The organism is Dyella terrae (assembly GCF_022394535.1).
In the GTDB taxonomy this organism is placed as follows: domain Bacteria; phylum Pseudomonadota; class Gammaproteobacteria; order Xanthomonadales; family Rhodanobacteraceae; genus Dyella.
In genome coordinates, this window is record NZ_CP089414.1 from 4308417 (window position 1) to 4332153 (window position 23737).

Below are 23737 nucleotides of genomic sequence, written 5' to 3' on the forward strand. Positions count from 1 at the left end.
GGCTTAGAAGCTGCGCTGCACCGAATAGTCCGCCAGCGTCGCCATGGCATCGCGCCAGGGTGAATCGGGCAGCACGCGCAACGCGTCGCGCGCAGCGTCAGCGTGCATCACCGCGCGCTCGTGGGTGCGCTCCAGTGCGCCGGAATCGCGGATGGCCGCGATGATGCGGTCCAGCGAATCCAGCCCGCCGTGCTCGATGGCATGGCGCAGCGACTGTTTCTGTTCGGCATCCGCGCGTTGCAGCGCGTAGATCAGCGGCAGCGTGGGCTTGCCCTCGGCGAGGTCGTCGCCGATGTTCTTGCCCAGCGTGCCCGCGTCGGACACATAGTCGAGCAGGTCGTCGGCGATCTGGAACGCATAACCCAACTGCATACCGTAGTGGCGCAATGCAGCGCATTGATCCGCTGGTAGCCCGCCGAGCAGCCCGCCGAGTTCCGTCGCGGCGGCGAACAGCACTGCCGTCTTGCGTTCGATCACATTGAGGTAGGACGCCTCGTCGACGTCGGCATTGCCGATGTTGAGCAATTGCAGCACCTCGCCTTCGGCGATGGTGTTGGTGGTGTTGGCCAGGATGCGCATGATGCGCATGTCATCCAGCTCAACCATCATCTGGAACGAACGCGAGTAGAGGAAGTCACCCACCAGCACGCTGGCAGCGTTGCCCCACAGCGCGTTGGCAGTCTTGCGGCCGCGACGCAGGTCCGACTCGTCCACCACGTCGTCGTGCAGCAGGGTGGAGGTGTGGATGAACTCGATGACAGCCGCCAGCTTGATGTGGTGTTCGCCGTGGTAACCCGCCGCGTTGGCGGCCAGTACATGCAGCATCGGACGCAGTCGCTTGCCACCGCCCGCGATGATGTGGTCGGCGATCTGGTTGATCAACACCACGTCCGACGAAAGGCGTTGGCGGATCAGCGAGTCGACCCGGTGCATGTCTGCGGCGGCGAGCCCTCGGACGGCGGCAAAGTCGGCAGAGCGGCGGGTGTCGGCTTGGGTCGTGGTCATGAGGCGATCGTAGCGTCGTATCTCAGGGATTATAGAGAGAGAACGGCGCAAGAAACCGCCGCGACACGGCACCACGGTTGGTTTTTTGGACCGAAACGTAATAATCGCTGGCTGATGCGACCCTTTTAAGAAGCCCCCGGTGAGCAAACTAACCCCACTTGAGCGGCGCAGTGCGTTGACCCTGGCCTGCGTGATCAGCCTGCGTTTGTTCGGCCTGTTCCTGATCATGCCGGTGTTTTCGCTGTATGCGCAGCGCCTGCCGGATGCAACGCCGTGGCTGATCGGGTTGGCCCTGGGTGTGTATGGGTTAGGGCAGGTCCTGCTGCAGATCCCGCTGGGGCTGCTGTCTGACCGCATCGGCCGTAAGCCCGCGATTACGCTAGGTCTGCTGGTGTTCGCGGCCGGCGGGCTGGTGGCTGCGATGTCGCACACGCTGCTCGGCATCGTGATCGGGCGGGCCCTGCAGGGTATGGGCGCTGTCGCCGGGGCGGGAACGGCGCTGGCCGCCGACCTGACCCGGCATGAGAACCGCAGCAAGGTGATGGGCATCATTGGCGTCTCTATTGGCGTGGCGTTCCTGCTGGCGCTGATCCTGGGGCCGCCGCTGGAAGCACTTGGCGGGTTGCCGGGCCTGTTTGCTGCTACCTCCGCCCTTGCGCTGGCAGCCCTGGTGTTGCTGTGGTTGATCGTGCCCACACCGGAGCGACCCTCGGCACCGGCGTCGGCCTCGCTCGGTGGCGTTCTATCGATGCTGCGTGACGGCCGCCTGCTGGTGCTCAACGGCTCAGTGTTCTTCCTGCACCTGCTGTTGACGGCCAGTTTCGTGGGCTTGCCGCTGCTGTTGGCGGACCGTCTGCAGTTGCCGGTGAATCGCCATTGGGAGCTCTACCTCCCGGTGATGGTGATCGCCGCCTTCGTGATGGGCGCCTGTCTGCGCCGCATGCGCGATCTGACGCAGAGCCTGCGAGTAGTGGCCGTGTGCGTGGTGGCGGTGGGGCTCGGGTTGCTCGGCCTAGGCGTGGCCGGGACCCACGTTGCTGCGCTGGGGCTGGCGGCCGCCGTGTTCTTCTCGGCCTTTAACCTACTGGAAGCGGCCTTGCCCAGCCTGGTCTCCCAATTGGCGCCGGGGGCATTACGCGGCGCGGCCATGGGGGCCTATTCGACCAGCCAGTTCCTGGGTGCTTTCGTGGGTGGTGCCGTGGGAGGCATAGCACTGGGGCGCCTGGGTATCGAGGGCATTTTCCTGTGCTCTGCGGCCCTGACTTTGCTTTGGTTGCCGCTGGTTCTGCTGGGTGCCCGGCGGATGGCCGGTGCGGCAGGTCTGGCAGGCGGCACCGCCGAAGCCTCCAGCGGCGCCTGACTGGCTAAAAAGAGCGCAAAACCGCATTGCGTTTGCGCCCCGTAACCCCAATCATCGTGGCGCTGGGCGGCATGTCGCCGCCTGATAGGGCGGCGAGGTTGGCGTCCATGGCTCACCACATCATCGAACTCATCGCGCAGTACGGACTGCTGCTGGTTTTCGTCAACGTGCTCGTCGAGCAGGCGGGCGTTCCCGTGCCCGCCGTGCCCACCATGATCGTGGCCGGCGCGCTGGCGTCGATGGAGCGGCTTCCATTGACGGGCGTGGTGGCGGCGGCTGTGCTCGCCTGCCTCCTGGCCGATTACGCCTGGTATGCGGCCGGCCGCTATTTCGGCGGCAGCGTCATGCGTACGCTGTGCCGTATTTCCTTGTCCCCCGACTCTTGCGTCAGGCAGTCGGAACTGCGATTCCAGAAGTGGCGCGGAAGCATCTTGCTGCTGGCCAAGTTTGTGCCAGGCCTGTCCACCGTGGCTCCGCCGCTGGTCGGTGCGATGGGATTGCGCACGGCGCCTTTCATCCTGTTCGACGGCCTGGGTTCGCTCATGTGGGTGGGCACGGCAGTCAGTCTTGGGTACATCTTCGCCAATCAGATCGATGCCGTGCTGATGGCCTTGGCCAATGCCGGCAGCGTGGCGCTCATGTTCATCGGCTGTCTGCTCGCGCTCTACATCATCGTCAAGTGGTGGCAGCGGCATCACCTGATGCGCACCCTGCGCATGGCGCGCATCACCGTGGAAGAACTCAACGACGTCGTGAACAACGGCGGCAACCCGGTGATCGTGGATGTGCGTTCGGATGGCGCGCGGCTGGTTGACGCGCGTGTCATTCCCGGTGCCTTGCTGGCAGATATCAACAGCATCGAGCGCATCGCCGATACCGTGCCACCGGACACGGAGCTGGTGCTCTATTGCACCTGCCCCAACGAATACTCCGCGGCGCTGGTGGCCAAGGCGCTGATGCTGCGGGGGTACAAGCGCGTGCGTCCGCTGCTGGGCGGCCTGGACGCCTGGGATGCGGCAGGCTACCCGGTGCATCGCATGTCGGTGGCGGAAGAGGTCGTGGTTTCTCACGCCGTTTGATTCGCGTGTCCTGGGCGCTGTAACCCAGGTACGGGGCAAATTTTTACGGCTTCTATACGCGGCCGATGGAAATCACTACCCCTTTCTTATGCGCCACTGCCGACAATTTTCATCGTTAACTAACACGGTGAATCGGGCATCCATGGACGCCATCTACCTCCTTTTTTCGATCGTGCTGTTCGCTGCGGCGCTCGGCTTCCTGCTGATCTGCGACCGCCTGGGCCGCCGCCCCTGACGACCGCCGGTCGCCGCTGTTGGCGACCGGGTCCGCGCCTTTCCTCCGGGAGACTCCTTCAATGAACGCGTTGTATTTCGTGGCTGCCGTCATTGCGGTGGCCCTGACGGGCTACCTGTGCGTGGCCCTGCTCAAACCGGAGTGGTTCGAATGACCACCTTTGACATTTTTCAGGTTGTGCTCTTCGTGGGCGTGCTGCTCGTGCTGATCAAGCCGGTCGGCGCCTATATGGCATTGGCCTTCGCCGATACGTCCAACGGCGTAAATCGCGTGGGTGGCAAGGTCGAGCATCTGCTCTACCGTCTCTCGGGCGTGAGCGCCGACGACCAGATGAGCTGGAAGCGCTATGCCATCGCCATGTTGCTGTTCAATATGGCTGGCCTCTTCCTGCTGTACGCCTTGCAGCGCGTGCAGCAGTGGCTTCCGCTGAACCCTCAGCATTTCGATGCGCTGTCGCCGGATCTGGCGATGAATACCGCCATCAGCTTCGTCAGCAACACCAACTGGCAGGCTTACGGCGGTGAAAACACCATGAGCTACCTGACCCAAATGGTGGGTCTGGCGGTGCAGAACTTCCTGTCGGCCGCCACGGGCATTGCCGTGCTGCTGGCGGTGGTGCGTGGCTTCACACGCCGTAGTGCCGATAGCGTCGGCAACTTCTGGGTCGATATGACCCGCAGCACGCTCTATGTGTTGTTGCCGTTCTCGCTGGTGGTCGCGCTGCTGCTTTCCTCGCAGGGCGTGGTGCAGAACTTCAAGAACTATGTCGATGTTCCGCTGATGCAGAACACGACGGCCGTGGAAACGGTGAAGGACGCTGCCGGCAACACGGTGAAGGACGCTCAGGGCAAGGACGTGACCAAGTCGAGCACGGTCTCCACGCAGACCTTGCCGATGGGCCCGGCCGCCTCGCAGATCGCGATCAAGCAGCTCGGCACCAATGGCGGCGGCTTCTTCAACGCGAACTCCGCCCACCCGTATGAAAACCCGACGCCGTTCAGCAACTTTATCGAGATGCTGGCGATCTTCCTGATTCCTGGGGGACTTTGCTACACGTTTGGCAGCATGGTCGGCGACCGCCGCCAGGGCTGGGCGATCCTCGCCACCATGCTGCTCATTTTTGTCCCTCTCGCCTTCGGCGCAATCGCCGCCGAACAGGCCGGCAACCCGGCACTGCACGGCCTGGCTGTCGACCAGCAGGCCTCCGCGCTGCAGGCCGGTGGCAACATGGAAGGCAAGGAAACGCGCTTCGGCATCGCTGCCAGTGGCCTGTTCTCCACCGTCACCACCGCGGCCTCGTGCGGCGCAGTGAACAACATGCACGACTCGCTTACCCCGCTGGGTGGCCTGGTGCCGATGTGGCTGATGCAGTTGGGTGAAGTGATCTTCGGCGGTGTCGGTTGCGGTCTCTACGGCATGCTGGCCTTCGCGGTGGTCGCGGTGTTCATCGCTGGCCTGATGGTGGGCCGTACACCCGAATACCTGGGCAAGAAGATCGAAGCGCACGAAATGAAGATGGCCAGCCTCGCCGTGCTGGTGCCCTGTGCGCTGGTGGTGATCTGCACGGCTATCGCGGTGATGACGCCGGCGGGTGTGGCAGGCGTGGGCAACCCGGGTGCGCACAGCTTCAGCGAGATCCTCTATGCGGTGTCGTCGGCCTCGAACAACAACGGCAGCGCATTCGGCGGTCTCTCGGCAAATACCCCGTTCTGGAACGTGTTGCTGGGTGTGTGCATGTACCTGTCGCGCTTCCTGCTCGCCATCGCGATGCTTGCCATGGCCGGCTCGTTGGCCGCCAAGCGCCACGTGCCACCGTCGGCCGGCACGCTGCCTACGCATACACCGCTGTTCGTGACCCTGCTTGCTTGCGTGGTGGTCGTGGTGGGCGCGCTCACCTTCCTCCCCGCGCTGGCTCTCGGCCCCATCGCCGAATTCCTGATGTCGGTGCGCTGATCGGCGCACGAAGGAACATTGATCCATGACAACGACTCATACCCCCGTCCACGGCGTTCGCAGTTTCGACCGCGACCTGATCGTGAAAGCCATCGCGGACTCGTTCCGCAAACTGTCGCCGAAGCAGCAGTTCCGCAATCCGGTGATGTTCGTGGTGTTCGTGTGCAGCGTGCTGACCACTTTGCTGTGGGTGCAAGCACTGACCGGCCACGGCGAGGCGCCAACCAGCTTCATCTTCTGGGTGACGATCTGGCTGTGGTTCACCCTGCTGTTCGCGAACTTCGCCGAAGCGCTGGCAGAGGGCCGCGGCAAGGCACAGGCTGCTGCACTGCGCAGCTCGCGCAAAGATGTGGTGGCCAAGCGCCTCGCTGCGCCGACCAAGGACGCCGCCGTGACGTTCACGCCGTCCTCCGAGCTGCGCGTGGGTCATCACGTGCTGGTCGAGGCGGGTGAACAGATGCCCGGCGACGGCGAAGTGGTGATGGGCGCGGCTAGCGTCGATGAAAGCGCTATCACCGGCGAATCCGCGCCGGTGATCCGCGAATCCGGCGGTGACCGCAGCGCGGTGACCGGTGGCACGCGTGTACTGTCGGACTGGCTGGTGGTGCGCATCACCGCCAATCCCGGCGAAAGCTTCCTGGATCGCATGATCGCCATGGTGGAAGGCGCATCGCGTCGCAAGACACCCAACGAAATTGCACTCACCATCCTGCTGGCGAAGTTCACCCTGATCTTCCTGCTGGCCTGTGCGACGCTGCTGCCGTACTCCATTTACAGCGTGCAGGTGGCTGGTTCGGGTAACCCCATCACGCTCACCGTGCTGGTGGCGCTGCTGGTGTGCCTGATTCCCACCACCATCGGCGCGTTGCTCTCGGCCATCGGTATTGCGGGCATGGATCGCATGATCCGCGCCAACGTCATCGCCACCTCCGGCCGTGCGGTGGAAGCGGCGGGCGATGTGGACGTGCTGCTGCTCGACAAGACCGGCACCATCACGCTGGGCAACCGCCAGGCTGTCGCCTTCGTACCGGCTCCGGGCGTCGAGGAAGCCAGGCTCGCCGATGCCGCGCAGCTGGCCTCGCTGGCGGATGAAACGCCGGAAGGCCGCAGCATCGTGGTGCTGGCCAAGGAGCGTTTCGGCATCCGCGAGCGTCAGCTGGAAGAAGGTCACGCTGAGTTCGTGCCGTTCACCGCACAGACCCGCATGAGCGGCGTGAACCTCGGTGAGCGCCTGATCCGTAAGGGCGCGCTGGACGCGGTGGAACGCTACCTGGAATCTTGTGGTAGCCATTTGCCGCCGCTGGTCAAGCGCATGGCCGAAGACATCGCGCGTCGTGGTGCCACGCCGCTGATCGTCACCGAAGGCGCTGTCGCCCTGGGTGTGATCGAGCTGAAGGACATCGTGAAGGGCGGTATCCGTGAGCGCTTCGCCGAAATGCGCCGCATGGGCATCAAGACCATCATGATCACCGGCGACAACCCGCTGACGGCCGCCGCGATCGCGGCAGAAGCCGGCGTGGACGACTTCCTCGCCGAAGCCACCCCGGAAGCCAAGCTCAAGCTGATCCGCAAGATCCAGGCCGAGAACCGCTTGGTGGCCATGTGCGGCGACGGTACCAACGATGCTCCTGCGCTGGCCCAGGCCGACGTGGCGGTGGCGATGAACACCGGCACCCAGGCGGCCAAGGAAGCCGGCAACATGGTGGATCTGGATTCCAACCCCACCAAGCTCATCGAGGTGGTGGAGATTGGCAAGCAGATGCTGATCACGCGCGGTTCGTTGACCACGTTCTCCATCGCCAACGACATCGCCAAGTACTTCGCCATCATCCCGGCTGCCTTTGCGACCACGTACCCGGCGCTGAACACGCTCAACGTGATGAAGCTCGCCACCCCGCAGAGCGCCATCCTGTCGGCGGTGATCTTCAACGCGCTCATCATCATCTTCCTGATTCCATTGGCGCTGAAGGGCGTGAAGTACCGCGCGCTGGGTGCGGGCGCCTTGCTTCGTCGCAACCTGCTCGTCTACGGCCTCGGCGGCATCGTGGTTCCGTTCCTGGGCATCAAGGTGATCGATATGTTGCTGGTGCTTTGCGGCTTGGCCTGATCAACGCGCCAAACCGTCTGGAAACGTCATTCCCGCAGGGCGGGAATGACGGCTCGACAAACCAATCGCACTCGACTCCTGGAGTCATTGCCATGCAGATCCTCAAGCTTTCCGTTTCGCTGCCCGACGACACCCATCCGGACATGGAGCTTCGGCTTTCCTCGAACGACTCCGCCTGCGACGTGGTGATCGCACTGCCGGCGCAGGGACGGACGCGCATCCAGCCGCGTGACACGGATGCGCCGCACAGCGAGCAGGACGACTACGTACTCGGCGGCTACGCCGGCATCTGATACGAGGCCGCAAGAAAGCGGCCCATCATTCTCTACTCACAAAAAGGACGGCTCGCCCCGGGCCGGTTTCAGGAACACCCATGATGTCCAAGAAGGTTCTTTCAGTTGCGTTGTTGTTGGCGCTTGCCCCGGCGGGTCAAGTCTTCGCCGAAGGCATCACCGCTGCTGCGACTGACGTCGCTCCCGCGGCCAGCCTCGACGACGGTACCACCCACAACAATATGCCGCCGGCATCGAGTGATGATTGTTCGCAGGGTTTCTTCTCCCGTCTTGGCGCCGCCTATCGCGAAGACGCACAGCCGGCCGATCCGAATGCACCTGCACCCACCCGCCGCGCGATGGACGCGCCGCTCGACTCGCCCCCGTTCCCCAGCAGCGAATGGCAGCTGGGTGGCGTTGCTGCGCCCATCGGCGTCCCGACGTCCTATGGGCAATATCCGCTGCAGAAAGCGCTCTCGTGCACCAAGCTCGGCAACTGGATGAAGCGCAACCGCATCGAGATCAACGGCTGGATCAATCCTTCGGCCAACGTGAGCTCATCCAGCTTCACCAACTACCCGTTGTCGTACGCCACACGCCCCAATCGCGTGGAGTTCGACCAGCTTGTGTTCAACATCACCCGCGTCGAAGACACCGTGCAGACGGATCACGTGGACTGGGGTTTCAACATCTCCACGCTGTACGGCTACGACTATCACTACACGGTGAGCAAGGGCGTATTCAGCAACCAGCTGTTGAATAACCCCAAGTCGAACAGCGCGCTCAACGGCAAGATCTACGGCGTCGACCCGATGCTGTTCTACTACGATCTGTACATCCCGTCGGTCGCGGAGGGCATGGTGATCCGTATCGGTCGCTATCTGTCACTGCCCGACATCGAGGCGCAGTTCTCGCCGCAGAACTACCTGGTGACGCACTCCATCCTTTACACGGTGGACCCGTACACCCAGACCGGCATCATGACCACCACGCGTCTGAGTCAGCAGTGGACCGTGCAGTTGGGCATCAATGCGAGCAACGACACGGCGCCGTGGAACCATTCGGCACGGCCCACGCTGCAAGGTTGCGTGCGCTGGGTATCGAAAGACAACAACGACATGCTTTACCCCTGCATCAACAGCTGGAACACCTCCGACTACAACTACAACAACGTGCAGATGTACGTGATGACCTGGGGCCATCGCTTCAGCCAGAGCGTGCACATGCAGACCGAGGCCTACTACATGTACGGCCGCAACATTCCTGGCTTTGGGCCAGATGGCGAGCCGGGCGTGGTGGCCTCGTCACCGTATCCGGGCAAGGCCGGCGAGTACGGCGTGGTGAATTACCTGAACTTCGAGTTGAACTCCAGCAACATGCTGTCGTTCCGCAACGAGTTCTACAACGACCAGAAAGGTCAGCGCACCGGTTACGCCACCAAGTACAGCAGCCACACGCTGGGCCTGACGCACTGGGTGTCGTCGGACCTGGAGATCCGCCCGGAGATTCGCTACGAGCACTCGTACGATGTGAACGCGTACAACGGCGGCAAGAAGAACTACCAGGCAGTCGCTATGGTCGACGCCATCCTTCACTACTGAGGTCATGAACATGGGCAAGCTGATTCGCAGCGCCATAGTGATGCTGCTCCTGATGACGGTGATAACCGGCGTGGCGTACCCGCTGGTCGTTACCGGCCTGGCTCAGGTGCTGTTCCCGTCGCAGGCGAACGGCAGCCTGATCGTGAAAGACGGCAAGCCAGTCGGCTCCACGCTGATCGGCCAGTCCTTCGACGACCCCAAGTATTTCTGGGGTCGTCCGTCGGCCACGGCGCCGCAGCCGAACAATGGTGCGTCGTCGACCGGATCGAACCAGGGTCCCACCAATCCGGCGTTGGCAGATGCCGTCAAGCAGCGTATCGACGCGCTGCGTGTGGCCGATCCGGGCAATACCAAGCCGGTGCCGGTGGATCTGGTAACGGCCTCGGGTAGCGGTCTCGACCCGGAGATTTCGCCCGCTGCGGCGGATTACCAGGTGGCGCGTGTGGCGAAGGTGCGTGGGATGAGTCCGTCGCAGGTGCAAGCGATGGTGGCGATGGCGACCACAGGACGTCAGTTCGGCATGCTTGGTGAGCCGCGCGTCAATGTGCTCAAGCTCAATCTGGCGTTGGATGGTCGGTGAAGCGGCATTCCGCCCTCTCTCCTGAGGGGAGAGGGCGGGGGTGAGCCCCGAAAAGGGAAGTAAAGGGTGTGTGCTCGTGGCGGAGTAGCAGGCCGACGATTTCACTTCCGGTCCTATCTCCCACGTCCTACCCTAACTCCACACCTACCATCACCTGCGAACCCATGTCCGAACCCTCCCGCGACGCACGTGCCGATGCCTTGCTTGATTCCGTGCAGGAGGAGCGCACGCGTCGCCTGAAGATCTTCCTGGGTGCCGCGCCGGGCGTGGGCAAGACGTACGCCATGCTTTCTGCGGCGCGCGAGCTCAAGCGGCAGGGTGTGGACGTGGTGATCGGGTTGGTAGAAACGCATGGCCGGCAGGAAACCGCGGCCTTGCTGGAAGGGCTCGAGCAGTTGCCCCGCCGCACGGTGAACTACAAGGGACGTGATTTCACCGAGTTTGATCTCGATGCGGCGTTGGCGCGTCGGCCGGACATCATCCTGGTTGACGAGCTTGCGCACACCAACTTGCCGGGTGGTCGCCACGAGCGACGTTGGCAGGATATCGCCGAGCTGATCGAGGCCGGTATCGAGGTGTACACCGCGCTCAACGTGCAGCATCTCGAAAGTCTCAACGATCAGGTGCGACGCATCACCAACGTCACCGTTCGCGAAACCGTGCCGGATGCCTTCCTGGATCGGGCACGCGACATCGTGCTGGTCGACCTGCCGCCACGCGAGCTGATCCAACGCCTGAAGCAGGGCAAGGTCTATGTGCCGGAGACGGCCGCCGCCGCGCTCGATGCGTTCTTCTCGCCCACCAACCTCGTTGCCTTGCGTGAACTGGCCGTCGACACCGTCGCGGGCCATGTGGACAGCGACCTGCGCGAGCACATGCTGGCGCGCGGTGGCGTCATGCCCGTGCGTCGTCGCGTGCTGGCCGCCATCGATGGGCAATCGCAAAGTGAATACCTCGTGCGTATTGCGCGCCGCATTGCGGAGCGTCGCGGCGCGCCATGGAGCGTGGCTTTCGTCGATACCGGCATCACGCTCGACAAGGCACGCCGCGAGCGGATGGATGCCGCCATGCGTCTGGCTCGCCGGCTGGGCGGTGACACCGTCGTGTTGCGTGGCCATGCCATCGCGGACGAACTGATCGCGCACGCAGATCGCGAAGGTATCGGCCAGATCATCCTGGGTCGTACACGCGAGCGACCGTTGGCACGCATGCTGGGTCGATCGCTCACGCAGTTGCTGCTGCGTCGCGGTGCGCACCTGGAACTGACCATCATTGCCACGCCCGCCGAGCGGGCCAAGTCGCGCCTGCGCCTGCGCATGCCGGGTGGTAGGGGGCGTCGTGGCGAATACATCTACGCCACCCTCGCCACACTGGTCGCGTTTGGTCTGTCCTTCATTGCCGATCGCTATCTGTCGGTCGCCAACCTCTCGCTGATCTTCTTGACCGCCGTGCTGGTGGTGGCGGTGCGCACGCGCATGGCCGTGGCGGTGTACACCGCGGTGCTGTGTTTTCTCGGCTACAACTTCTTCTTTGCACCGCCGCGCTACACCTTGATGATCGCCAACTTCGACGACGTACTGGCAGTCTGCCTGTTCCTCGTCGCGGCGCTGGTGGCGAGCCGGCTGGCTACCAAGCTGGCCAGCCAGGTGGAATCCCTGCGTATGGCGCACGCGCAGGCGCGTGCGCTGTTGGCGCTGGGGCAACGACTTTCCACCAGCACCGATGCCGAAGGCATCCGCCGGGTGGGTGCAGCAGCGTTGGCGGATGTCCTGCGTTGCGACGTGGCGATGCTCGCGCGCGATGCCAGCCAGGTGCTACGCGTGGTGGCTGCGGCGCCGCGTGATTTCGATCTGACCGCACAGGATCTGGGCGCCGCTGCCTGGTGCGAAAAACACACCGAACAAGCGGGCCGTTACACCGATACGCTCAATGCCGCGCCGTGCTGGGTGTTGCCATTGGGCAGCGATGACAATCATCTCGGCGTAGCGGCGCTGCGTTTTCCGCCAGGGCAGGGCGAGCCATCTACCGATGAGCGCAGCCTTGCGCTGACTATGGTGCAGGACATTGGGCAGGCGCTGCAGCGCGCACGTCTGGCGGAGGAACTGGAGGGCGCGCGCGTGCAGGGCGAAACCGAGCGCCTTCGTAATGCCTTGTTGTCGTCGGTATCGCATGATCTGCGCTCGCCGCTCGCCTCGATGATCGGTTCGGCCGGCACGCTATCCAGCTATGGCGACCAGCTGCCGCCGGAGGAACGCCGTGAACTGCTGGAGGCGATCCTCGGCGAAGGTCAGCGCCTGGACCGCTATATCCAGAACCTGCTGGACATGACCAAGCTTGGTCACGGCACGCTCAAGCTCAATCGCGACTGGACGGATGTCGCCGAAATCGTCGCGGCGGCCACCACGCGTCTGCGCAAATTGTTTCCCGATCTGCGGGTGGACATAGCGTTGCCGCCGCAGACCTTGCTGCTCTACGTGCATCCCGCGCTGATCGAACAAGCGCTGTTCAATATCCTTGAGAACGCCGCGCGCTTCTCGCCACCGGGCGAAGCTGTGCGGGTGGTGGCACGGGCAAAAGGCGAACAGGTGCAGATCGACGTGGTCGATCGCGGCCCCGGCATTCCAGAAGACGAGCGTGCGCGTATCTTCGACATGTTCTATTCGGTATCGCGTGGTGATCGCGCGCCGCAGGGTACCGGCCTTGGCCTGGCCATCTGCCGCGGCATGATCGGCGCGCACGGCGGCAGCGTGGAGGCCTTGCCCGGCGACGGCGTAGGCACCAACATTCGCATTACCTTGCCGCTCCCGGCGCCGCCCGCGAACCCTGTATGACCTCTGCTGCGCGTGTCCTGGTCATCGACGACGAGGCGCAGATCCGCAAATTCCTCGACATCGGCCTGCGTGCCGAGGGTTACGAGGTGCTGCTCGCGGCGAATGCGGCGGAAGGGCTGGCGCTGGCGGCCACCCGCTCGCCGGATCTGGTGATTCTCGATATCGGCCTCCCTGACAAGGAAGGGCACGAGGTGCTGGCCGAGTTGCGCCAGTGGAGCCACGTGCCCGTGGTGATGCTGTCCGTGCGCGATGCGGAAAGCGAGAAGGTCAAAGCCCTGGATGCAGGCGCCAACGACTACGTCACCAAGCCCTTCGGTATCCAGGAGTTGATGGCCCGCCTGCGCGCCCTGATGCGCAACCGCCAGGGCGAACCGGAAGCTACCCAGCGCTATGACGATGGACACCTCGCCATCGATCTGTCCCGCCGCGAAGTGTTCCTTGACGGTGTGGTGCTTTCGCTCACCCGCAAGGAGTACGCGGTGCTGGCCCTGCTGTTGCGCCACGCCGGGCGCGTGGTGACCCAGCAACAGCTGCTGCGCGATATCTGGGGCGCCACCCACACCCAAGACAGCCACTACCTGCGCATCGTGGTCGGCAAGCTGCGCCAAAAGCTGGGCGACGACCCGGCCACCCCCCGCTGGCTCAAGACCGAGCCGGGTGTGGGCTACCGCTTTCTTGGCGGCTGAACGATCGGGTGCGTGTCGCAGCCGGTGAGAGCCGGTAGTGGTCTGATTTCCGGACTTTTTCCGCCCATTCCGGACAGCCGGGCAGGGCGAAGGCTGGCCTGATTCATAGATCCCCGGCCCCGGTCAACGCCTGTCTCCAGGGCCGGGGCACGGTTATGATGGCCGCCTGTACAACCATCCGGTGCTGACTGCTCAAGAACGCAGCGCCGGCTCACAGAGGAAACAACATCCATGGCACGCGGCGTCAATAAAGTCATTATCGTCGGCAATCTCGGTGCGGATCCGGAAACCCGCTACACCGGTAATGGCACGGCCATCACCAGCATCCGCATCGCAACGTCCGAAAGCTGGACCGACAAGCAGAGCGGCGAAAAGCAGGAACGCACCGAGTGGCACCGCGTGAAGCTGTTCGGCCGCCTCGCTGAAATCGCCGGCGAGTACCTGAAGAAGGGTCGCCAGGTTTATATCGAAGGCTCGCTGCGTACCGACAAGTACACCGACAAGGACGGCGTCGAGCGTTTCAGTACCGACATCGTCGCGGCTGAAATGCAGATGCTCGGCGGTGGTTCGGAAGGCGGCTCGGGCGGCGGTGGCGGTGGTAACTTCCAGCGCTCGCAGGGCGGTGGCGGCGGCGGTGGTCAGCGCCAGGGCGGCTACAGCGGTGGCCAGCAGGCCCGTGGCGGCGACAACTACGACGGCGGCTCGCGCGGCGGCGACAACTACGGCAACCAGAACCAGCAGCGCCAGTCCGCGCCGCCGGTGCAGAACAACAGCTTCGACGACGACGATATTCCGTTCTGATTTTCATCGGCGACAACATCGTTGCGTAGTTTCAAAAAGCCCATGGTCACCATGGGCTTTTTGTTTGCGCATGGCGCTGGTTTGCAGTGGGCGTCAATCAGTTACCGTGGGTAACCGATAAGCGCACACTGGGCCATCCCAGAGTGCGCTTTTCCTGGCTGTTTTCATGGAAAGTCCACTCTGACCCTGATTTTGGCTGGTTTTGCTGGTTTTCGCCGCAGGTGTTCGCTGCTGATGAAAGAATTGCCTCTCCTGCACTAACGACGCTTTGCTGTGCGGCACTATTCGCGGCAAGCTTGGCATGTCCACTTTCTATCTACTTGACCCAGTGAAGCCAGAGATACTCAAGCATGCAAAAGCCAACAACGACGCTTCATATCTTTCTGGATACGAACACCATCTACGTTAACGAAAAGCCAGAGTCCAATGCGTCACTGGACGATTTTTTTTCGCATAAAGCGCGGATCGTCATTGAATCCCTGCAGCAAAAGAAATTAGCGCTCAAATGGGTGATACCGCAAATGGTGCGAGCCGAGCGCGAGTATCAGTTGTGGGAAGCCGCGAAGCATGTGGTATCACACGCTAAAAAGATGCCCGAGGTGTTTGGAAGTGCCTGGATCAGTCGCGTCGAGGAAGTCCAGCAAAAGATTTCTGAGGTGGCTCAGAACGCTCTGCATCGATTGGGCGTGAGTGTGCGCGAGTGCAACTACACGCTCGTCAACTGGGCAGAGATCGCTGACGGCGCTGCCTTTCGTAAGCCTCCCTTTGAGGTGGGAAATTCAAAGGAAAAGGGCTTCAGAGACGCCATCATTGCGCAGACCTTTTTCCAATTTTGTGAGGAGGTCATAGATGGGGGTACAGATTCCGCGATATTTGTGACAAGCGACGGCCTGCTTAGCGAACACGTAAGTGAAAAATGCAACGCACGTCGAGTAAAGGTTCTGGAAAATCTTGACGCACTAACAAACGAACTCAACGTACTGACTTCTGATATCCCGGAGAAATTCGCTTACAAAATGCCGCATCTTGCGGGCGCGCTGCTTGGTCGTGCCAATGATCTTTGGCAGGCGGTCGATGCGGAATGTACGAATAAGTTCTCCTACGTGCTTGATATGGTCCCAGGCGCAGTCAACATACGTATTGCTCGACGCACATATCAAGTGCCTATCTTTCTGCGCAAAGAACTGACGCGCGTCATCTTCCAGACGCGTTACGACGTTGAACGCATTGGGACCGTCTTTGCGATTACCGCTTCGTCGGGAATGAACCTGGCGTATGGCGAGGCGGGTGGATACAACGTGGCCGGGGGATATGGCTCTGCACTACCACCATTGCCGATCATCAGCCCGCCTACGACGCTCAATTTGGGCCCCTCGGGTCTCGTGCCATCTCTCCCTCCGCCCACACCACCTCTTCCGCCTGTTCCACCCGTCGTCCCTTTGCCTCCTCCGGCTAGCAGCGCACCTCTCGGTTGGAACCATGGGCTGCCGGGCCAATGGGAGGAAGCAAATCTTCCGACTATCTCTTTTGAAATTACTTGGAGTGCAGACTATTTCCAAGGTCTCGACGAAAACGGAAATCCGACGCCCATAGTGTCGGCACCAAAACTCGAGGAAATTGCGCTCATGCCAATGACCTGACTGCCCTCTGCGCCACTCCAGAACTCGATAGGCCGAGAGGTGAGTGGTTTTTTCAAGGACTCCCGTATGACTATTTCGGACGCACTGCAGAAGCACGCCATTGATCCCAAAGCCCATCTGGCGCGGGCAAGCGACTTATTCAATGCCGGCGGCTTAGACAATTTGCTGTACGCGGCGTTAGAGATCCGACTTGGCACCGAAGCTCGCCAAGCCCAATATGCCAGGAGCTGGGACCATATTCCCAAGCGGTTCAAGGACAGCTATCGCACAACTGAGGTTGGGCGAGCTCTTGAGGAGGCGTTCCAGGTTGGTGACAAAGTCGTCCGAATGACCCACGTTGTGGATGATGAAGGCACGTCAGTGTCGTTCACCTATACGCCAGTGAGCCGCGAGCTTCGTAGGGTATGCGAGCAGTTCGGCAACTATCTGCACCATCGAGGGTGGCATCGCGCCTACGAAGAAGATGCGGAGGGTTGGGTGGAAGCCTTACGCCGACTGGTGGTCACCGGGCTGATTCACCTAAAAGTTGCCACGAGTGGCGAGCTGCTAGGGCCCGCATTGACGGAACCATGCGATGGGCCGGTGCGGTTCACAATTAAGATGGAACTGGAGGGGCAGCGAGCGCAGGACGTGTACGCAGTTATGAATAACGGGCGTGTTCATAAGGTGGGGGTCCAGATGGAGGACATCACCGTTGTTGCGGAGTTCGTACGTGCAAGGGTGTCAGTGGATTCGTTTCCGGTGGCCTTGGGGGGCGATGCCAAGTACGAGCGGATAACATCCTTGCGTGGCACCGACATCGAGGAAGCAATTACTGCATGCGATTCCATTTCGCTAAAACTTGATCCGCCGAGTGCTGCTCTACCTGCCTGAAGCACACAGGACGGCGTGCAACTCGGTGCTTTACTCCGGGTCATGGGGCTTGCGCTTGAAAGAAGGCTTCGCGTCCAGTCGTCTGAACTCCAGTACTGAAGCCATCGGGGACATCATCGGCGTACGGTTTTGCTCGCTGTGGGATATTTGAGTCGGGCACCGATAAATGGCCACCCTCCAACACCCGTAGGACGAATCTTGGCCTCATACAATTCGGTAAATGGTGCAGAAAGGAAGCTCTCTTTTACGGGCTTGGTCGTTGCCGGAGAGATCTCTGACGATGCCGGACAAGAGTTGTTACCTCTAGGGTCCGGCTTTTTTGTCGCTCCGTACATTGCTCTTTCTGCCCGTCACGTGATTGATGAAATCACGAAAAGGTTCCACGGTTGCACACTCCCCGAGATCAAGGGCGAGCTCGCATTCGGGATCGACTTTGCAGTACTGCATCCACAGTACGGGCTGATGAAGTGGGCGGTTATGGGCTACGGATACACCCCCACCATTGATGTCGTCGCTCTCCTTGTTGAGCCCCGCGATCCCGTTCAACTGCCGGAAGGCTTCAACTGGGAGACCCCTACTTTGTCATTCGCCCAGGCGGTGGAAGGAGAGGAAATATCAGCCCTTGGTTACCCTCAGTCAGATCATCGATTTGACAGTGAAGTCGGTAGTAGAGTCCGAATTCAGGCATATAGCTCGGACGGATACATTACGCAGATCCATGAACTACGAAGGGATAGCACGATGCTGCCCTATCCGTGCTACGAAACGGACGCGCGCATTGAAGGTGGAATGAGCGGCGGGCCAGTATTTAACTCGGCGGGTCAGGTTTGCGGTGTCATAAATTCAAGCTTTGAATTGGAGCCTGGGAGTGGCGAATCAGTCTCGTACGTTGCGGCCCTTTGGCCTTGCGCCGGAATTGAGTTAACGGATACCGTGAACCCAATTTCAAAGAGCCCCAAACCATACTATTTACAGATGCTTGTTGACGTCGGATTGATCAAGGGCGTGGATCGCATGACATCGGTCGATCCGAGCGGAAAGGTAACAATCCTCGTGCCTTCGGGGCGAGCTCGTGGAGCCCAGGGCACGGATGGTCATTTTTGACTGTCATCGTCTTTGAAGCCGTCGAACGCGCGTGGGTAGCGCAGGTTTGTTGCGTTTAACCTAGCCAGACGTTCGAAATTTGACAGAATCACGCCCTGCTGTAAGGTTTTCGGCGTTGGAATTGGCACGTAGGCTTGCGTCGTAGCAAGTGCAAGGTACTCTCAGGTACAAGGAACCGTTCTAAAACACACCTTAAAACGGTTTTGTGAACTTAAACCCCCGAGGAATCGGGGGTTTTTGCTTTCCTGGGTGGCGCGTTCCTGCTTCGCTTCCGGGAGCTGGCCGAAGCGCAATCTTCGCCTTAGGTGCCTTCAACGATGCGAACGTCACGTTCGGCTGCGCCGACGAGGTACTGCACTGCCGCCTGATACTCGGGGCTACGGTACGCGGCATCAGCTGCTTCGAGATTGCTGAACTCAACGATGGCTACGCGCTGCATCGTGCCGGCTTCATACGAAAAACTTGGCAGACCTGCCGCTAGAACTCGCCCACCATGAGCACGGATGACCGGCCCCGCGACAGCCGCATATCTGTCGACGCCGGTCTGGTCCGAAACTGATCGAAATGTCATTACCCAATATCCACTAGCCATCGTTCGACTCCGTTCGGCGACACATCGCCTTCGCATGATTTTTAAAACACGGATCTATCCGTAGAAATAAACTCCACTACCGTTTCACGCCCAGCGCAGCATATGTCTGCCGTGCTGGGTGTGGGACAACGTGTAGTTAGGCAATCAATAGTTCGACATCGATGTTGCCGCGCGTAGCGTTCGAGTACGGGCACGCCTGGTGCGCCGCATCCACCAGTTGTTTCTTTTGGACGCTATCGAGGCCCGGCAGGCTGATCGCCAGCTTGACCGCGATACCGTACCCTGCGCCACCGTTGATGGCACCGAGAGACACATGCGCATCGATAGCCACATCATTCGGCACTTTGATGTTCAGCTTCGCTGACACTGCCTTCATCGCACCGATGAAACAGGCCGAGTAACCGATAGCAAACAACTGCTCCGGGTTGGTGCCAGGCTTGCCCGAGCCGGGCGAGCTAAGCACCACGTTGAGTGCACCATCGCTGGTCTTTCCTGCGCCGTCGCGCCCGCCCGTGGTGTGGGATTCGGCGGTGTACAGCACCTTTTCGAGTTTCTTGATCATGGCTATTCCTTCAGGTTGGCTGGGGAATCTGCTTCGTCTTTGTTAGTGACCGGCACTCTGCCCACCATCGACGTGCAGAATCTCGCCCGTTACGAAAGTGGCTGAGTCGAGATAGAGCACAGCTTCGACGACGTCGGAAATCTCGCCCATCCGTCCCACTGGATGCAGGCTGGCCAGCGCGTCGTACGTTTCGGGCGCGTGCATCGGCGTTTTCATGATGCCTGGTGCTACTGCGTTTACGCGGATGCCACGCTTGGCGTACTCGATGGCGAGCGACTTGGTCGCTGCGTTCAGGCCACCCTTGGTAAGCGCGGCCAGCACTGACGGTACGCCATCGATCGCGTTATCGACCAGGCTCGCCGTCAGGTTGACTACATGGCCGCTGCCTTGCTTTTCCATCTCGGCGATGGCGAGCTGGGTAATGTGGAAGAAACCGTCGAGGTTGACCGACAGAACGCTACTGTAGTCATCCGTCGTGTACGCGGTGAATGGCTTGGCGATAAAAATGCCCGCATTGTTGACCAGCGTATCGATGCGCCCGAACCGCGACAATGCCTCGTCAATGATGCGTGCAGCCACGGAGCGGTCAGCGATGTCACCGGCCACGGCGATCACGTTGGGATCGCTGGACGGCTTGATCGAGCGGGAGTTCGCGATCACGCGGTAATTGCGGTCGACAAAGCCTTTCACCAGGCCGGCGCCGATACCCTGCGATGCGCCGGTAATGACGGCGACTTTCTGTTGACTGTTCATTCTCTGTCTCACTCGTAGAAGGGGATGTCCGGCGTCGTGCAGATAGGCCTGCGTTGCCGACGTCATCAATCTACGAGTGCGCAGCCGATAAGCGAATCCCCGCTACTCGGCAAACACTTTTGCGCGCCGCGTTGTAATCACCTTGGCTGGCGAGGTCGCGGCGTCCTTGGCGAGGGACGCGAAGCGAGAGCGCAGGCGCGGAAGCGCGAAGTCGACAAACGCGCGGACCTTGGGCACGGCGAGGCGCCCATACGGAGAAATGATGTGTGCGGGTACGGGTGCTGGCTCTGCATCGGCAAGCACAACCTGAAGCAAACCCTGCTTGATCTCAGGCGCTACGTGATAGGCAAGCAGACGGGTTACACCATGACCTTCCACCGCCGACGCAACAACGCCGCGAACGCTGTTGATGACCAGCCGAGGCGTGAACGAAATGGATCGCGGCACTGACGATCCCTCCAGCGGTGGAAAGCTCCACGAGGCCAGGCCCATATGGTCCATGGCAATAATCTGGTGTTTGCCGAGGTCGGCTGGCTCGGTGATGCGCGGATGCGACGTCAGGTAGCGCGGCGATGCCACCACCAACCTGCGCACCTCGCCGATTTTGTGTGCCACGAGTGTGGAGTCCGACAGATGCGTGACGCGCAAGGCCAGATCCATTCCCTCGTCGATCAGGTTGACCTGTCGCTCCAGCAAGTACAGTCGCACGTTGACGGTTGGATATTCGTCCAAGAAGGCATCGACGATGGGCCGCAGTATCTCTGCGCCAACGAAAACGGTGGCGGAGATGGTCAGCGTGCCGCGGGGAACGGAGCGCTCACCGGCCGCGATGCGTTCGGCCTCCTCCAGCTCCATCAGCAGTCTCCGGCACGCGATGGCGTAGCGTTCGCCTGCCTCGCTCAACTTTATCGAACGCGTAGTCCGATGCAGCAAGGGCACGCCCACTCGCGCCTCAAGGAATGCAATAGCGCGACTTACTGCTGCTACGGAGCGACCGGTCTTCCGACTGGCCCCGGTAAGACTTCCTTCGTCCAGCGTGGCGACGAAGACTTTCATGGCGTCCAAACGATCCATAGGGGCAGTCTCACTTGCTCGCGGCGAAACCGAGATTACGCCCATTGTGCATGACGTCACGACCCGGCCGCCTCCAGGTATCCGTGGCCCTGATTTGCGGGGAGTCGGCACTTGAACAGGAAGCTCTACTTCCATCTGACTGAAATCAACGAGGGCGCTTCAATCCGATGGCACCCTTGGAATCCAAGCAAAGAAGCCGATTTCTCGCCAATTAAATCAGATCATTCTCGTTGACGCGAAAGTTCGAGGACGTTTCACTGCCGCTCGGTGCCGATGTGCTTAACGACAGGTGGGAGGCCTGAGCGTGACCGGTTTGATACGTGGTGTTTCTCTACCGTGCGTCCATCAGCCATGGTCGATGGACGACGCTGCACTCTGACCCCTGCTTTCATGCCGTTCGGTGCCGATCTTCTCAACGAGAAGAGCGACACCGTGGGTATGGTGGGTCAGGGCGGACAGTTGTTTGTCCGCGGCGCGGAAGACGGCGGCACCTTGCTGGTGCGCTGGGGCAGCGAGGCGGCGGAGCAGTGCCACGTCAGCTATCAATTGTCGGTGCGTGCCAAGGAAGCGGCGTTCAGCGCGCTTGAAAATGTCGATGCGACGTGTCGATAAATGGCGTTGAAGCAACAACATTGGCTCTAGCCTAATTTGCAGTGCCGGGGGGGCACTCCACCACTCCGCGACTGCATCACCTAGGGCATTTCGTGATGCCCCTGAGCACAGTGGGTTCATTATGAGCACAGCTATTCGACATCTGATTCTGTTTGGCCTGTTAGCGTTGGCGCCGATCATGCCTACCTTGGTGCATGCCGCCGGCACGACATGTTCCAGTCCCATCATTGCTCTGGTCACGGGGCCTGCCGTTACTGTGAACAACAGTGCCGCTATTGGCGATGTGATCGGTACGATTACGACCACATTCCCCGGAGCTAACAACCCCAACTGCACGTCCACGGGGACGCCGGGGGGGAATAGTTACTTTGGCGGCGGGTTTCTTGGGTCTGCCCCCGATTTGGGGCCCACTTATGGTAACGGCGGCCATTTGTATGCAACCACCATTCCGGGTGTGGGATTCCGAGTCAATATCACGGGTGGTAGCGCCATTTTTTGGGGCTATATACCGAGCCCGTTCATGCCCTACCAGGTCGCCGCGACTGGTATGGCGGCGCGCCAAGTACTTGTTGAACTGGTCAAGATCGGTCCCATTGCCCAGGGCGGTACGTTGAGCGGTGATATTGCCTACTTTCAAATGACCGACAGCAATGGTGCCTACACGACCCGGTTTGTCACCTATCAGTGGTCTTCGTCGGTCGTTGTGACACTCAAAAGCCCGGCCTGTAGCGTCAGCACGCCGTCCGTGAAAGTGGGCATGGGTACGGTTGCCAACCCTCATGTGGCCGTGGGCCAAACGTTCGATCCAGTGGATTTCAACGTGCAGCTCAACTGCTCGGTGGGCGATGTAGGCCAGTCGACCAGCGTCTACATGACCATAAGTGACGCCACAAATCCTGGTAACACCAGCAACATACTAAATCTTGGCGCGAGTTCCACCGTCACCGGCTTAGGCATCCAACTCGTTCGAAACGGCACACCAGTGAGCTTTGGACCGGATTCTGCCGTGGTGGGCTCGCAAAACCAGTTCAGCGTTAGCAGCACCACGGGCGGCACCATCAATATTCCATTTATCGCGCGGTACATCGTCACCAGCAATACCGTGACCCCGGGCATCGTGAATGCCTTTGCCACGTTTACTTTCGCTTACCAGTGATATGGGTATTCGGCAGTTGATGGTTTAATTCATCGTGTCAGAGGGGTGCTTCAGCACCCCTTTTCATTTCTTAGAGCTGAGGTGACGTCCTTGAGCGCGGGATGCGTATTCATCATCGCCCTCTTTCTGCCATCCTCAGTTTGGGGCTTCCAGGTCGATGCCTTGACCAAGTAGAAACGGCTGGGATGACTAGAATGTCCTCATCCATGACGTGACTGGAGCCTTGAATGCCCAAAAGATCTCGGCGATCCGTGGCCTGGCCTGGCACCGTCGTATCGCGGCCATTCTTCGAGCGCCCATCAACGGACGTGGCTCCCCAACTGCTCAACAAGATCCTCGCGGGCGCGGATGGTCGTGCCGGTCGCATTGTGGAAGTGGAGGCCTATGTCGGCTCCATGGATCCCGCCGCGCACACGTATCGCGGCCAGACGCCGAGAAACGCCGTTATGTTCGGCCCCGCAGGGCATATGTATGTGTACTTCACCTATGGCATGCACTGGTGTAGCAACTGCGTCTGTCAGGTGGGCGAGGGCGTGTTGATCCGCGCACTGGAACCCTTGCATGGCGTAGACCTGATGTACGAGGCGCGTTCGTGGGGAATGAAGGAGCGCGATCTTTGCCGCGGCCCAGCGCGTCTGACGCAGGCCATGGGCATCACGGGGGCGCAGAACGGCATCGATCTGGTTGGTGCGCGCGATGGTTTTGCCATCCTCGATGACGGCATGCCGCCGCCCAAGGCGCTGGTCGGCGGACCGCGTATCGGTATCCGCGTGGGCGTCGATTTGCCGTGGCGATGGAGCGTGCCGGATAACCGCTACGTGTCTGGGCCTGTAGCTCGCGGCGCCTGACGAAAGTGATGAC

Annotated in this window: 22 protein-coding genes; 17 read left to right on the top strand and 5 right to left on the bottom strand. The window is 61.1% G+C overall.

Annotated features, from left to right (window positions below):
• Nucleotides 1-3: 3 nt before the first annotated feature.
• Entirely contained in the window at nt 4-1005 is a 1002-nt protein-coding gene (locus DYST_RS18995; protein WP_102302901.1) for a polyprenyl synthetase family protein, read from the bottom strand.
• Between the two features lie 139 nt (nt 1006-1144).
• On the opposite strand from DYST_RS18995, the gene DYST_RS19000 reads away from it, so the two are divergent.
• The 14 genes from DYST_RS19000 (at nt 1145) to DYST_RS19065 (ending at nt 18127) form a co-directional block, all read left to right on the top strand.
• Entirely contained in the window at nt 1145-2365 is a 1221-nt protein-coding gene (locus DYST_RS19000) for an MFS transporter (RefSeq protein WP_239947531.1), read from the top strand.
• Nucleotides 2366-2472: 107 nt separating this feature from the next.
• Entirely contained in the window at nt 2473-3444 is a 972-nt protein-coding gene (locus DYST_RS19005) for a VTT domain-containing protein (protein WP_239947533.1), read from the top strand.
• A gap of 296 nt (nt 3445-3740) precedes the next feature.
• Complete coding sequence (gene kdpF, locus DYST_RS19010; protein WP_074545624.1) at nt 3741-3833, top strand: K(+)-transporting ATPase subunit F; 93 nt, start codon at nt 3741-3743, stop codon at nt 3831-3833.
• On the top strand, nt 3830-5632 hold the full coding sequence (gene kdpA / locus DYST_RS19015; protein ID WP_102302898.1) for a potassium-transporting ATPase subunit KdpA: 1803 nt from the start codon (nt 3830-3832) through the stop codon (nt 5630-5632). The genes kdpF and kdpA overlap by 4 nt, the downstream gene beginning before the upstream one ends.
• A 25-nt stretch (nt 5633-5657) precedes the next feature.
• A complete protein-coding gene (gene kdpB / locus DYST_RS19020) occupies nt 5658-7739 on the top strand; it encodes a potassium-transporting ATPase subunit KdpB (RefSeq protein ID WP_239947535.1) in 2082 nt (693 codons plus the stop codon).
• A gap of 92 nt (nt 7740-7831) precedes the next feature.
• Nucleotides 7832-8032: a hypothetical protein gene (locus DYST_RS19025; RefSeq protein ID WP_239947537.1), complete on the top strand. Its 201-nt coding sequence runs from the start codon at nt 7832-7834 to the stop codon at nt 8030-8032.
• Between the two features lie 80 nt (nt 8033-8112).
• Complete coding sequence (locus DYST_RS19030; RefSeq protein WP_239947538.1) at nt 8113-9612, top strand: outer membrane beta-barrel protein; 1500 nt, start codon at nt 8113-8115, stop codon at nt 9610-9612.
• 10 nt (nt 9613-9622) lie between these two features.
• Entirely contained in the window at nt 9623-10192 is a 570-nt protein-coding gene (gene kdpC / locus DYST_RS19035) for a potassium-transporting ATPase subunit KdpC (protein ID WP_102302989.1), read from the top strand.
• Between the two features lie 164 nt (nt 10193-10356).
• Nucleotides 10357-13023 (top strand): sensor histidine kinase, encoded by a 2667-nt coding sequence (locus tag DYST_RS19040; protein WP_102302895.1) that lies wholly within the window; start codon nt 10357-10359, stop codon nt 13021-13023.
• Entirely contained in the window at nt 13020-13709 is a 690-nt protein-coding gene (locus DYST_RS19045) for a response regulator (protein WP_239947540.1), read from the top strand. Before DYST_RS19040 ends, DYST_RS19045 begins: the two co-directional genes overlap by 4 nt.
• 231 nt (nt 13710-13940) lie before the next feature.
• Nucleotides 13941-14510, top strand: a complete 570-nt coding sequence (ssb, locus tag DYST_RS19050) for a single-stranded DNA-binding protein (RefSeq protein ID WP_239947548.1) — start codon at nt 13941-13943, stop codon at nt 14508-14510.
• Between the two features lie 350 nt (nt 14511-14860).
• Complete coding sequence (locus DYST_RS19055) at nt 14861-16150, top strand: PIN domain-containing protein (RefSeq protein ID WP_239947550.1); 1290 nt, start codon at nt 14861-14863, stop codon at nt 16148-16150.
• 66 nt (nt 16151-16216) lie between these two features.
• Complete coding sequence (locus tag DYST_RS19060) at nt 16217-17023, top strand: hypothetical protein (protein WP_239947552.1); 807 nt, start codon at nt 16217-16219, stop codon at nt 17021-17023.
• A gap of 198 nt (nt 17024-17221) precedes the next feature.
• The gene (locus tag DYST_RS19065; protein WP_239947554.1) at nt 17222-18127 is read left to right on the top strand and encodes a S1 family peptidase; all 906 of its coding nucleotides are present in this window, start codon (nt 17222-17224) and stop codon (nt 18125-18127) included.
• A 301-nt stretch (nt 18128-18428) separates the two neighbouring features.
• On the opposite strand, the gene DYST_RS19070 is transcribed toward DYST_RS19065, so the two are convergent.
• The 4 genes from DYST_RS19070 to DYST_RS19085 form a co-directional block, all read right to left on the bottom strand.
• Entirely contained in the window at nt 18429-18755 is a 327-nt protein-coding gene (locus tag DYST_RS19070) for a DUF1330 domain-containing protein (RefSeq protein WP_343214839.1), read from the bottom strand.
• Nucleotides 18756-18855: 100 nt separating this feature from the next.
• Nucleotides 18856-19281 (bottom strand): organic hydroperoxide resistance protein, encoded by a 426-nt coding sequence (locus tag DYST_RS19075; RefSeq protein WP_239947555.1) that lies wholly within the window; start codon nt 19279-19281, stop codon nt 18856-18858.
• Nucleotides 19282-19323: 42 nt separating this feature from the next.
• On the bottom strand, nt 19324-20034 hold the full coding sequence (locus tag DYST_RS19080) for an SDR family NAD(P)-dependent oxidoreductase (protein WP_239947556.1): 711 nt from the start codon (nt 20032-20034) through the stop codon (nt 19324-19326).
• A gap of 102 nt (nt 20035-20136) precedes the next feature.
• Nucleotides 20137-21090, bottom strand: coding sequence for a LysR family transcriptional regulator (locus DYST_RS19085; RefSeq protein ID WP_239947557.1), 954 nt, complete (start codon nt 21088-21090; stop codon nt 20137-20139).
• Between the two features lie 354 nt (nt 21091-21444).
• Between DYST_RS19085 and DYST_RS19090 the strand changes: the two genes are divergently transcribed.
• The 3 genes from DYST_RS19090 to DYST_RS19100 all read left to right on the top strand — a co-directional run bounded on the left by DYST_RS19090 (nt 21445) and on the right by DYST_RS19100 (nt 23724).
• Nucleotides 21445-21720, top strand: coding sequence for a FimD/PapC C-terminal domain-containing protein (locus DYST_RS19090; protein ID WP_239947558.1), 276 nt, complete (start codon nt 21445-21447; stop codon nt 21718-21720).
• Between the two features lie 121 nt (nt 21721-21841).
• Nucleotides 21842-22876 (top strand): fimbrial protein, encoded by a 1035-nt coding sequence (locus tag DYST_RS19095; protein ID WP_239947559.1) that lies wholly within the window; start codon nt 21842-21844, stop codon nt 22874-22876.
• Nucleotides 22877-23103: 227 nt separating this feature from the next.
• Nucleotides 23104-23724: a DNA-3-methyladenine glycosylase gene (locus DYST_RS19100; RefSeq protein ID WP_239947560.1), complete on the top strand. Its 621-nt coding sequence runs from the start codon at nt 23104-23106 to the stop codon at nt 23722-23724.
• The last annotated feature ends 13 nt before the right edge of the window (nt 23725-23737 follow it).